10 protein-coding genes and 2 pseudogenes are annotated in these 12,023 nt (G+C 61.0%); 9 read left to right on the plus strand and 3 right to left on the minus strand.

Features of this window, described 5'->3' with window-relative positions:
• Positions 1 to 192: 192 nt before the first annotated feature.
• From JCM12178_RS05640 to JCM12178_RS05650, 3 genes and pseudogenes are all read left to right on the plus strand, one after another.
• Positions 193 to 1,179, plus strand: a complete 987-nt coding sequence (locus tag JCM12178_RS05640) for a tRNA dihydrouridine synthase (RefSeq protein WP_054649505.1) — start codon at positions 193 to 195, stop codon at positions 1,177 to 1,179.
• Positions 1,180 to 1,266: 87 nt separating this feature from the next.
• Positions 1,267 to 2,228 (plus strand): annotated as a pseudogene (locus tag JCM12178_RS05645) (chemotaxis protein).
• Between the two features lie 80 nt (positions 2,229 to 2,308).
• Positions 2,309 to 2,746, plus strand: a complete 438-nt coding sequence (locus tag JCM12178_RS05650) for an RT0821/Lpp0805 family surface protein (protein WP_054649507.1) — start codon at positions 2,309 to 2,311, stop codon at positions 2,744 to 2,746.
• A gap of 87 nt (positions 2,747 to 2,833) precedes the next feature.
• Here the strand turns inward: JCM12178_RS05650 and JCM12178_RS05655 are convergent.
• Positions 2,834 to 4,886 (minus strand): annotated as a pseudogene (locus JCM12178_RS05655) (ribonucleoside triphosphate reductase).
• Entirely contained in the window at positions 4,834 to 5,517 is a 684-nt protein-coding gene (locus JCM12178_RS05660; RefSeq protein ID WP_054649509.1) for an anaerobic ribonucleoside-triphosphate reductase activating protein, read from the minus strand. The pseudogene JCM12178_RS05655 and the gene JCM12178_RS05660 overlap by 53 nt, the downstream one beginning before the upstream one ends.
• 679 nt (positions 5,518 to 6,196) lie before the next feature.
• Here JCM12178_RS05660 and JCM12178_RS05665 point away from each other — a divergent pair.
• From JCM12178_RS05665 to JCM12178_RS05690, 6 genes are all read left to right on the plus strand, one after another.
• Positions 6,197 to 7,252, plus strand: coding sequence for an SGNH/GDSL hydrolase family protein (locus JCM12178_RS05665; RefSeq protein ID WP_054649511.1), 1,056 nt, complete (start codon positions 6,197 to 6,199; stop codon positions 7,250 to 7,252).
• Positions 7,253 to 7,340: 88 nt separating this feature from the next.
• On the plus strand, positions 7,341 to 7,631 hold the full coding sequence (locus JCM12178_RS05670; protein ID WP_054649513.1) for a DUF1844 domain-containing protein: 291 nt from the start codon (positions 7,341 to 7,343) through the stop codon (positions 7,629 to 7,631).
• 1 nt (position 7,632) lies between these two features.
• The gene (gene argC / locus JCM12178_RS05675) at positions 7,633 to 8,688 is read left to right on the plus strand and encodes an N-acetyl-gamma-glutamyl-phosphate reductase (RefSeq protein ID WP_054649515.1); all 1,056 of its coding nucleotides are present in this window, start codon (positions 7,633 to 7,635) and stop codon (positions 8,686 to 8,688) included.
• A 79-nt stretch (positions 8,689 to 8,767) separates the two neighbouring features.
• On the plus strand, positions 8,768 to 9,655 hold the full coding sequence (locus JCM12178_RS05680) for a PHP domain-containing protein (protein ID WP_054649517.1): 888 nt from the start codon (positions 8,768 to 8,770) through the stop codon (positions 9,653 to 9,655).
• Between the two features lie 12 nt (positions 9,656 to 9,667).
• Positions 9,668 to 10,270 carry a CDP-alcohol phosphatidyltransferase family protein gene (locus JCM12178_RS05685; protein ID WP_054649519.1) on the plus strand — a complete coding sequence of 201 codons (603 nt, stop codon included), beginning with the start codon at positions 9,668 to 9,670 and terminating at the stop codon, positions 10,268 to 10,270.
• A gap of 69 nt (positions 10,271 to 10,339) precedes the next feature.
• The gene (locus JCM12178_RS05690) at positions 10,340 to 11,665 is read left to right on the plus strand and encodes a sodium:solute symporter family protein (protein ID WP_054649521.1); all 1,326 of its coding nucleotides are present in this window, start codon (positions 10,340 to 10,342) and stop codon (positions 11,663 to 11,665) included.
• Here the strand turns inward: JCM12178_RS05690 and bioD are convergent.
• The coding region (bioD, locus tag JCM12178_RS05695) for an ATP-dependent dethiobiotin synthetase BioD (RefSeq protein WP_157054774.1) at positions 11,654 to 12,023 on the minus strand (370 nt) is incomplete at its 5' end. The genes JCM12178_RS05690 and bioD overlap by 12 nt on opposite strands.

Here is a 12,023-nt window from a genome sequence, read left to right on the forward strand (position 1 = left end):
CTGTTTACTGGTAACTGCTTCCGATTGTCAACCCCCTTTCGGGCTTTTCTTGCGAATCGATCAAAAAAACTGCGCAGCCCGGACTGCAGGTTCTGCCGACCATATTCCTTATACAATAAACGGCCCCATGACAAACCTGATCCGAAAGGAATGCTTTACTCCCGCGCCGTTCCCGCTTATGAGCATTGCGTCATGAACACGTTCAGCATCACCCCCGCGGAGCCGTGGCTCGCCCCACTGGCCGGTTACTCGGACCTGCCCTTCCGTCTGCTCAGCAAACGGCACGGATGCTCCGTGGCCTGCTCCGAGATGGTCAGCGTCAAAGGCCTCTATTACGAAAGCCCCGGGACTGTCCGACTCATGGACACCTGCCCCGAGGACGACCCCATGGTGCTCCAGCTCTTCGGCTCCGAGCCGGAGCTGTACCGCCCGGTCATGGAATCGCTTGTGGAGAAGGGGTACAGAAACTACGACCTCAACGCAGGCTGCCCCGTGCGCAAGGTCCTGAAGTCCGGCTCCGGGGTTGCGCTCATGAAAGATCCCGACCGGCTTGTGTCCATCGCCCGCGTCATGGTGGAGAAGGCTTCGGCCCATCCTCTGGGCGGCCGCGTCGGCGTCAAATTCCGCCTCGGCTTCGAACGCGGCGAGGATACGTTCGTGGACCTTGCCAGACGGTTGGAAGACATCGGTGTTGACTGGGTGACGATGCACCCTCGATACGGCAAACAGGTTTTCACCGGCAGCGCGGACTGGTCCAGACTGGCCGAACTGAAACAGGCCGTCACCATTCCGGTGATAGGCTCAGGCGACCTCTACACGGCAGCCGATGGCGTTCGATGTTTGCAGGAAACGGGCATCGACGCGATCATGTTCGCACGCGGCGCCATGCACGATCCCGCCATCTTCAACCGCTTCCGCACGCTCATGGCCGGGAAGACACCGGAGCCCATGGACGGCGAACGCCTCGCGGCACTGGTTCGCGAACATATTACCATTACTAAAGAGTATGACGGAAGCAGCCGATCTTTCCGTAAGGTACGTTCAATTCTTCCGCGCTACGCCAAGGGGCTGGAAGGCATCAGGAACTTTCGCAATCGCGTCACCCGATGCGAGACCTGGGAAGAACTGGACGAGGCGGTCGCCGAGATCGCCGACATGAAGTCGGCAGAACGGGAGTAACCCTCGTATTGACGAACCTCTGCCACTGCGTTTAGGTATAAGGCACACTCTGAATATCGCTCATCATTTGAACAAGGAAGCGCCGACATGGTCAAAACCACCGACATCCTGCTCGAGGCCGGTACCAACGAACTCGAAATCGTGGAGTTCTACCTTGAGGAAGAACCCCGCGAGGAAGGCGAGAGCAAGTCCTACAAGGCGTTCTACGGCGTCAACGTCGCCAAGGTTCTCGAGATCATCCGGATGCCGGAAGTCACTGAAATGCCTGAGGTTTCTCATCCGGCAGTGCTCGGCGCGTTCAACCTGCGCTCCCGCATCATCCCGCTTTTGGATCTCGCCCTCTGGCTGAAGAAAAAACGCATCGAGAAGGAACCGCCCAAGGTCATCGTCACCGAGTTCAACAACGTGACCTCGGCCTTCATGGTTTCGGGCGTGACCCGCATCCACCGCATCAGCTGGGAAGACGTCGAGGCGCCGAACAAGTATGTCTCGGCCCTGTCGAGCGACTCCATCACCGGCGTGGTCAAGTTCTCGGACCGCATGGTCTTCATTCTCGACCTCGAACGCATCGTGGCCGAGCTGAACCCGGCGCTGAAGCTCAAGTTCGACGACAACGTGACCTTCGACGAGCACTCCGGATACCGCGCCTCATCACCGACGACTCGCCGCTCATCCGCGAGATGATCCGCGACCTGCTTCGTCAGGCCGGATTTCAGGTGGAAAAGACCAACAATGGTCGCGAGTGCTGGGACCGTCTCGTGGAGCTCAAACAGCGCGCACAGGAAGAGGAGCGGCCCATCACGGACTATGTTCAGGTCATCATTTCGGACATCGAGATGCCCATGATGGATGGCCACAGCCTGACCAAACGCGTCAAGGAGGACCCCGTTCTGCGCGAACTGCCGGTCATCCTCTTCTCCTCGCTCATCACGGAGAAGCTGCGCCACAAGGGTGAGTCCGTGGGTGCCGACGACCAGATTTCCAAACCGGAGATCACCCAGTTGGCCATCCGCGCAGCCAACCTGATTCAGGGCCGCGACCCCATCTAGAGGCCGTGGTCAGCATCCGGCATGCCACAAACACGGCATGACCAGACACATTTCATGCCCCCCTACCAACGGAGGCCCTCATGAACCGTTTTGCCATCACGACATTTCTTATCGTCTCACTGATGACAGCCACCGGCTGCGCCAACCGTGCCCAGCAGGGTGCGGGCATAGGCGCACTGGCCGGCTCCACCATCGGCGCGCTGACCTTCAAGGACAAAGCCCTCGGTGCCGCGGTCGGGGCAGGTGTCGGCATGATGATGGGTTACATCGTGGGTAACGAATGGGACAAGGCCGACGAACAGCGCGTCCAGCAGACGCTGGAGCACACCCGCTCTGACCAGACCAACACCTGGACCAATCCGGATACCGGCAACGCCTATTCCGCAACCCCCACTCCGCCGTACATGCAGGACAACAGGCTGTACCGCGACGTCACCATCAAGGACGAAAAGACCGGAAAGAGCATCGTTGCCAAGGCCTGGCGCGACGAAAACGGGGTCTGGCACCTGAAGCAGTAACGCTTTTCAAGAGATTGCAAGACGAGAGAAAGCCCCCGTCCCTGCCCGGGACGGGGGCTTTCCCATATCCTCATTCCCGAGGTAACCCTAATCGCAGCCGCATTCGGAGAACACGACGCGATCGGTGTACTCGGCCTGTTTGCCCTTGTTCCAGCGGGAAACCGGGCGGTAGTAGCCGACGATGCGGGTATAGACTTCGGCTTCCTCGCCGCACTGCGGGCACTCGAAGTGCTCGCCGTGCAGGTAGCCGTGCTCCTTGCACACCGAGAAGGTCGGCGTGATGGAGATATAGGGCATCTTGGTCTTGGTAAAGGCCGTGACGATGAACCGCTTGAGGGAATCAATGTCGGCCACGGCTTCGCGAGATAGGTGTGGAACACCGTGCGCCCGTATAAAGGGGCTGCAACTGATCCTGATGCTCCAGCGCGAAGAGCACGTCATCGGACAGGCCGACCGGCAGCGCGGTGGAGTTGGTGTAATACGGGGTGCCGTTGCCCTGCGCCTGAATGTCCGCGTAGAGCGACTTGTCGATCTTGGCCAGACGGTAGCTGGTGCCTTCCGCCGGGGTGGCCTCGAGGTTGTACATGTTGCCGGTCTCCTCCTGAAAGTCGGAGGTCAGGCGTCGCAGGTGATTCAGGGTGCGGCGCATGAGCCGGATGCCGGAATCGGTGTGAATTCCCTTGCCGATCAGGTTCATGCAGGCCTCATGGCCGCCGAGAATCCCGATGGTGGAGAAGTGGCCCTTGTAGCCGTTCTTCAGGTACCGCTTGGACCACGGGAACATGCCGTTCTCGAGGTTGTCGCTGATGAGCTTGCGCTTGTACTCGAGGGAGTTCTTGGCCATGGTCGCATACTCGCTGATCAGATCGAGGAAATCGTCCTCGGAGTTGGCGAGGTAGGCGAGCTTGGGCAGGTTCAACGTGACAACGCCGATGGAGCCGGTCAGGTCGCCCGCGCCGAAGAGACCGCCGGTCTTCTTGCGCAGTTCGCGCAGGTCCATCTGCAAACGGCAGCACATGGAGCGGACGTCTTCCGGCGAAAGATCGGAGTTGATGAAGTTCTGGAAGTACGGAACACCGTACTTGGCAGTGAGCTTGAGGAGCAATTCTCCTATCTCGGAATCCCACGGAAAGTCTTCGGTAATGTTGTAGGTGGGGATCGGGAAGGAGAAAATGCGGCCATGGTAGTCGCCGCCGAGCATGACTTCGAGGAATGCCTTGTTGATCATCAGCATTTCCTCGCGGTAGTCGTCGTAGGTGTCGTCCTGCAACTCGCCCCCGACGATGACCGCTTCCTTGGCTATGTGCTTGGGCGGCACAAGGTCGAAGGTCAGGTTGGTGAACGGGCTCTGCCCGCCCCAGCGGGAGGTGGTGTTCAGGTTGAACACGAACTTCTGCATGGCCTGCCGCACCTGATCGTAGCTCAGGCCGTCCTTGCGGACGAACGGGGCCAGATAGGTGTCCACGTTGTTGAAGGCCTGCGCACCGGCCCACTCGTTCTGGAGGGTGCCGAGGAAATTGTTCATCTGCCCGAGGGCGGTGTCGAAGTGCTTTGCGGGTCCGGCAGACGCGCGGCCTTCGAGGGAGAAGCCTTCCAACAGCAGGTCGCGCAGACTCCAGCCGGCGCAGTACCCGGCCAGACCGAAGGAGAGGTCGTGGATGTGGAAGTAGCCGTGCTCATGGGCCAGCCGGATTTCCTCGGGATATTTTTCCAGGGCGTAGCGGGCCTGAACCGTTCCGGAGAGATGCAGCATGAGCCCCTGAAAGGAGTGGGTCATGTTGGCGTTTTCGCTCACGCGCCAGTCAGCCTTGCCCAGATAGTCGTCAATGACGTCCTTGATGTCCAGGAACGCCGCCTTCTGGGAGCGGATGCCGCGACGCTTCTCGCGGTAGGTGATGTATTTTTTGGCTACGTCGAACTGGCGGGCTTCCATGAGCACCTGCTCGACCATATCCTGAACATGTTCCTGTTCGGGGATATCCTTGTCGGCAAGTTTCTGCTCGACCTTTTTTCCCAGTCGCTTGGCCAGGAGCGGATCCTTGACGCCGCTGGCCTTGAGGGCCTTGAAGATGGCCTGGGCAATGCGGTCAGTTGACCACGTTTCCAGCCGGCCGTCTCGTTTCATAATCTGGCTGGGCATTCTCCTTCTCCCTCCTCGGTTCAACGTAATCCTGCAGTTTCAATGAAAAGCCCGCGGGCAGATAGCTGCGGGCGACGTCGATATCTTCCTGAGTGAGCCCCGGAACCTTCGTGAGCCGGAAGTAGAAGGATGCGGGGCTTTTTTCGGCGATGGCGAAAACCTTTTCGAGGTTGGCCTGTGCGGCCAGCTCGGAAACGGCCATGCCGGTCAGCTCGGGATATTTATTGTACGGACCCTTGACGTCCACGGCGAACACGTCCGCGAGGTTGTACTCGAGGATGTCTTCGATGACTTCCGGACGCATGCCGTTGGAGTCCACCTTGACGGGCAGTTTGAACTTCTTGAGTTCGTAGAGAAGCTCGCCGAGGTACGGCGTGCAGGTCGGCTCTCCGCCGGTGATGGTCACACCGTCGAGCCAGGAGGCGCGGCTCCGGAAGTAGGCCTTTACCGCGCTGCCGGAAATGGGCGGAAGCTTGGACATGCTCCATGCGAGCGTGGCGTTGTGGCAAGTGGGGCAGCGCAGGTTGCAACCGCCGAGAAAAATGACGGAACACGGCCTGCCGGGCCAGTCGCAGAGGCTGTACTGTTCAAATCCCCGGACTGCGTTCCATACATTCTTCGTTTCACTCATGCTCGTCTGTCCTTGGCGTATCATAATGAAGTTGGGCCGGGCGACCCCGGCCGTCGGCGACCAAAAAGCCTCCTGAAGAAGGACGCGGCCACCGCAAATTGGTATACCCGCTCCCTCGGTTTTTGTACAGGGGGTACGGCCGCTCTCCTGCAAAACTTCGCCCTTGACAGCTCGTTTAAAGCAATTACGGCAGATTACAGCTTCTGGTGAAAACTTTTCCACAGTCGTATCAGACAGAGGAGCGTGAAATTCCTTGTCTTTTTTTAGAATAACTTTAGAAACTTTTTTTTTTGGATGGGTCCGGGAGGTGATTTCGACAGGTTCCAGTGACAGAAAGGTAACATCGCCGGTCGCCGTCGAAGAGAAATCCTTCTATCACAAGGCACTTCGGCTGGAAACAATTTTCAGCCAGAAATCCACAAGAAAAAATAGGGTATTTTCCCGGTTTGAAGACCGAAAACCGGGAACCCCTTGACATTGCATGATTGATTCAATCCCGAAGGGCAATTCCCCCTTGAATGGACAAGAAACCGGGCACGCCCTTTGCTTATATCTAAAAAAAACCTTCGATAGTTTCCTTGAGTGAATAACGGGAAAACGTATCGATCAGGTTGCTTCTATTGACGCCCGACCAATTCGGTGGCAATGCCTTTGGTTCCAAACGCAGGAAACAATACCCATGCTGAATAACACCTTCACTCGTGCCATGAAACGGCTCGGCCTTCCCGGAAGGACTGAGACCGCTCCCGCAGAACCCATTCGTACCGCATGGTCGCCACCGCGCGCCGTGGCCGATCCCGACTGCATCCTCAGGGGCAACCCGCGCCATCCCGGCCATGACCCGCAAGGCTTCCGCAATGCGCAACCCCTGCGCGAGGCCGATATCTGCGTCCTCGGCGGATCCTTCGCCTACGGCGCGGGCGTCGGGGACGAACAATGCTGGCCGAAGCTGCTCGGCTGGATAGGCGACACAACGGTCTTCAACGCCGCGTTTCGCGGCTGGGGCCCGATGCAGGCTGCCATCGTCATAGAGGAAATGCTTCAGCGCAACCCGTCTCGTGTCATCCTGACCCTGCACTCGTGCGATGCCCGCCGGGCCTTCCTTGGCGCGGCCCGATCGCGCCACGAGCTTGCCCGCACGGTCTGGAAACCGGAATATGAAAACGTCGAAGTCCCCACCCTCCTCATCAAGGACATGGCCGCCAAAGCCTACCGGCTGGAACGTCAGGCCAATCCCGACGCCGACCCCGGCGAGCTGCTGGCGGTCATCGCGGATCGCGGCGTCCCAGACTTCAACCGCTTCGAACTCGGCGGAGCCCGCCTCTACCTTGCGGATAACGTCTGCCGCGCGGCACAGGCCCACGGCACCCACGCCGTGGAGGCCGGACACGCCGTTCTGAAATACTGCCTGGAGCACATAGCCCGCATGACGCAGGATGCCGGGGCGGAGCTGACAATCCTTCTGGCCCCGAGCCGGGAGTACGTCGCCTTCACCCGCATGCACGAGGCCGTGGTGCGCTCGCCCGAAACGCTTCGCGCCCTCGGCCAGACCGAGGCGCGCACCATGAACCGCCTCAAATACGCATGCGACAACATCCGCGCCGAGCACTACGAATTGACGGACGCGCTGGCAGCCGCCCTGCCCCGACGCATCTTCCCGCAGGACTCCCGCGACGGAAACCCTTCGCCCAAAGGGTGCAGGCTCATTGCCGAAACCGTGCATCGTCTGCTTTAAGAGCCGTCCCGGAGTTGACTCCGCCGCCGCATGACCTTACCTTTTTGTGGCCGATCACCACTGCAACAACGCCACAAGGAGTCGAGGGATGACCGACACTTGCAAAGAAAACCCCATGAAGGGCATGTCCCTGCCCGAAATGTCCTTCACCACCTTCATATACTCGCTGAGTTCCTCGGCCATGGTCGCGCTGGGCGAAGCCCCGGACCCGGCCAGCGGAAAAGTCGAGTTCCAGCCGCATCTGGCCAAGCACACCATAGATATTCTCGGCATGCTCCAGAGCAAGTTCGACAACGGACTTGAGCAGGATGAACGCAAGCTCCTGTGCGACCTGCTCTACAACCTGCGCATGGCATACGTGAACAAGTCCGGAGAATAGGATGAACAAGAAGATCGCAGCCGGCCTCGTCGGCGTTACCGGCTATGCCGGGATGGAACTGGCACGCCTCATGCCCGCGCATCCGTCAATGGAACTGGTGCGCGTGACGTCCCGCTCGGATGCGGGCAAGCAGTTGGTGGAGCTGTATCCGTTCCTGCAGGGGCTGGAACTGGGCGAACTGGAAATCACGCAGCCCGATGCCCGAGACCTTGCCACCACCTGCGACATCGTTTTTCTGGCCGTACCCCACAAGGCGGCCATGGAGATCGCCGCCACCCTGCTGGCCGAAGGCGTCAAGGTCGTGGACCTCTCCGCCGACTTCCGCCTCAGGGACCGCTGCGTCTACGAACAATGGTATGACGTGGAGCACACGCAGGCCGAACTGCTCGAAAGCGCGGTCTACGGCCTGCCGGAACTCTACGCTGACCGCATCCCGCTGGCCTCGCTCATCGCCAACCCCGGCTGCTACCCCACGGCGTCCATCCTCGGGCTGGCCCCGGCCATGAAACAGGGACTGGTCCACACCGACGGCGTGGTGATCGACGCCAAATCCGGGACCTCGGGCGCGGGACGCGGCGCCAAGGTCCCCTCGCTTTTCTGCGAAGTGCATGACTCCTTCCGCGCCTACGGGCTACCCTCGCACCGCCACACCCCTGAAATCGAACAGGAAGTCTCGGCGCTGGCCGGGACAGACATCACCCTCTCGTTCAACACGCACCTGCTGCCCATCGACCGCGGCATCCTCGCCACCATCTACACGCAGCTCAAGGACGGCGTCACCGCCGAAGCCGTGCGCGAAGCCTACGACAGCTTCTACGCCGACAAGCCCTACGTGCGGGTGCTGCCCGAGGGCAAGCTGCCGGAAACCCGCTTCGTGCGCGGCACCATGTTCTGCGACATCGGCCTCGTGGTGGACCCGCGCACCAATCGGCTGGTGATCCTTTCGGCCATCGACAACCTGTGCCGGGGCGCTTCCGGGCAGGCGCTGGCAAACGCGAACCTCATCTGCGGCCTGCCGCTGGAAGCCGGGCTTCCCGCAACGCCGCTCATGCCCTAAAGGGTTTGACAAGACAGGCCGGGTGGTGCATAGCCGCCTTGCCCACGCGGCAAAACCCGCACCCCGGGGGAACGAGAAAATGACCACGTTCGACCTGCATTTTCACGCCAACGTGCATGGCCTGAAGCGGAGCTCCAAGGCTCGCCGCATGCTCAAGCACGTGGAATTTCTGAAAGCGCACCAGTTGGACTACCTCGCTTCCACCGAGCATTCCTACAAGAATCCGCTCGAAGCCTACCAACGGCTGGCCGACAGCACCGACGCCCTTGGGACCACCATCATTCCGGGCGTGGAATCCGTCTCCTCCGAAGGCATCGACATCATCTTCCTGTACCGCGACGAAGCCGCCCTCAAACGCGGCCTCGGCGACGTGAAGAGCTTTGCATGGTCGGTGCGCGACGTGAAAAACATCCGCCGCAACACCGGGGCGCTGGCCGTGGTGCCGCACCCCTTTCACATCAGCGTCACCGCAGCGGGCAGCAACCTGTCCGCCCGCGCCTACAAGCTCCTTTTGAACAACACGGACTACATCGAGGTACACAACGGCTCGGCCCTGAACCTCGACAAGCGCCTCAAGAAAAGCTGCACCAAGCCGCTCTTCCCGCGCACCATCCGCAAGATGCAGTGGACCCTCGACCTGCCTATGCACCAGCGCGGCAAGCGCCTCGGCTGGTCTGTCGGGTCCGACGCCCACTTCCCCGGCGAACAGTACATCGTAGGCAAGACCGACGCCGTGGTCCGCTCCGGCGAGGATGTCTTCGACTTCCTCGCCCGCCGCGTGCGTTTCGAACAGGTCCCGCTCATGCCCGTGGAGTCCACCTCCATGGCCATCAACTACACCCTGCTGCGCTCACTGTGCAGCACCCTGAAGGAAGGCGCCATCAAGCGCTACCGCAAAGCCCACCGCCACGCGCCCGCGCTTGCGCAGGCCACGCTCGGCTGCTTTGCACTGCACCGGCTTTTCTAGTATTTGTCGGCAATGGACTATTTCAACCTTCAGGAACGGTCCTCGAGACAGCTCTTCACGTCCTTCCGCGACGCCGCCTTCGGGCCGGTGGTCTCGCTGCTCGCCCGCATCGGGGTCACGCCGAATCAGGTGACGTTCGTCGGCGTCCTTTTTCTGCTGGCAACCGCGCTGGCCCCTGCCGACTACGCATGGACGGCCACCGGGCTCATGGCGCTCTACGTGCTGTGCGACGGTCTGGACGGTCCGCTGGCCCGAAGGACCGGACGCGACCATTCCGGCGGATCGCTCATGGACATCGTGGCCGACCAGCTGGGCGTGGCCGTGCTGCCTGCCGCAGCCGTGCAGCACCTGAACGCCTGGGGACCGGGAATGGTCCTTTTCGCCAGCTCCTACCTCATCTTCATCGCGCTGGTACTTTACGCCAACGAGTTGCAGGTCCGGCTGCGCGTATTCGTGCGCCTCAAGTACCTCTTCTTTCTCCTGTACCTGCTCTCGCTGCACCTGAACCGGGACTTCGTCTCATGGCCATGCGCGGCGATCACTCTCTACTACGTGGCCGAGGCACAGAACATCCTCCTTCGCATCTACCGACACCACGACGACAGCCGGGATTAACCCCCGCAACCGCCTGTAACAACTGTTTTCATCTTGCAGTACCGGGGCTATTCCGCTAAGCCCCCCTGCATGGAAACGCTCATCATCTACCTCGCGATTCTGGCGGCAATCGGCCTCTTCGACTGGCGACGCTCCAAGGACTGGGACGGATACGTGTTGGCAGGCAGGGACAAGTCCGCCACCGTGGTCACGCTCTCCATTCTCGCTTCGGTGGTGGGTGCAAGCTCCACCATGGGCGTGATAAGTTTGGCCTACTCCGTAGGCTTTCCTGCCTTTTGGTGGCTGGGAGCGGGGGCAGTGGGACTGATCCTGCAAGGGGCGCTGCTTTCCGGACGGGTTCGCTCTCTCGGAACGAGCACCCTGCCCGACCTCGCCGAGCGCGTTGCCGGACCGTGGATGCGCAAAGTGGCAGCCGTGGTCGTGGCCGTTGGCTGGACCGGCATCGTGGCCGCACAATTCGTGGCCGCCGCCGAGATCGGCGTGGCCATGTCCGGCTTCGACGCCCTCACCATGACGCTCGCCACGGCCGCAGTCATTACCGGATACGCGGTACTGGGCGGCCAGCATTCAGTGATCAGAACCGACATGATTCAGTTCGGCTTCCTCGCGGGTGGCCTGCTCTGGCTGCTGTTCACCATTGTAACCGACACTCCGGTGCCTCCCGAAACCTTTACACCGGTCATGCTCAACGAGCTCTTCACGTCGGCCCACCTCATGGAATTTCTTCTTGTGGTGGGCGGCTCGTACTTCATCTGCCCGATCATCTTCAGCCGCCTGTTTACGGCAAAGGACGAACAGGCAGCGAGGCGGGCTTCCCATGCAGCGGGGATCCTGCTCATCCCGATTGCCCTGCTTATCACCGCCATCGGCCTCTGGGCAGGCCAAACCATGCCGGGCATTGAAGGCAACATATTGACCACCATCGCGAACACGCACCTGAGCGGCGTGGCAGCACCCATTTTCTTTCTTGCCATACTGTCAGCCATCGTCTCTTCTGCCGACACCTGCCTGCTGGCTGTCGGATCCATCGTCTCGCTGGACCTCATGGGCAGCCGCAGCGTCAAGACCGTACGCGCAATCGTGGTGCTCACCGGCCTCGCGGCCACGGGCGTGGCCCTGAAGCGACAGGACATCATCGACATCCTTCTGCAGGCATATTCGATATTCACGGCAGGACTCGTCCCGCCGCTGTCAGCAGGACTACTCGGCCGTGGCCGCTTCAGCCCCAACCACTCCATGTTGCTGGCGGGCGCGATCCTCGGCGGGACCATGGCCCTGATTGGAAGCGCCACCGAGACATCGTGGATATCACTGGCGGGGCTTGGCGGCTCCACGATCCTGAGCGTTGCCGCATGCTTCGCCACGGCGCGCAGTTCGGCCTTCTCAACGAAATAGCGACGCGAAATCGCAGGACACGACACCGTGCCCGTCCTCATTGAGGGCGGGCATTGTCGTTATGAGCTCTGGAAAACCGAAACGCCGCAGGCCGCGCCGAAAGGTTTCGAGCGCATGGTCACGCATGCAGTCATCTGCGGCAGGCTGCTCGTTGAAGACCAATCCGGCAAGCGGGGCACCCCTGCCCGCCAGCGCTTCCAGCGACAGCAGGGTGTGGTTGATGCCGCCAAGCCGGGCGCTCGTCACCAGCACCACGGGCCAACGAGTGCGCTCAAGCAGATCCAGCACGGTGGACTGCGGCGTCAGCGGAACCGCAAGCCCTCCGGCCCCTTCCACCAGCAGCGTCTCCACCGCGGCG

The organism is Salidesulfovibrio brasiliensis JCM 12178 (assembly GCF_001311825.1).
Taxonomy (GTDB): Bacteria; Desulfobacterota; Desulfovibrionia; order Desulfovibrionales; family Desulfovibrionaceae; genus Pseudodesulfovibrio; species Pseudodesulfovibrio brasiliensis.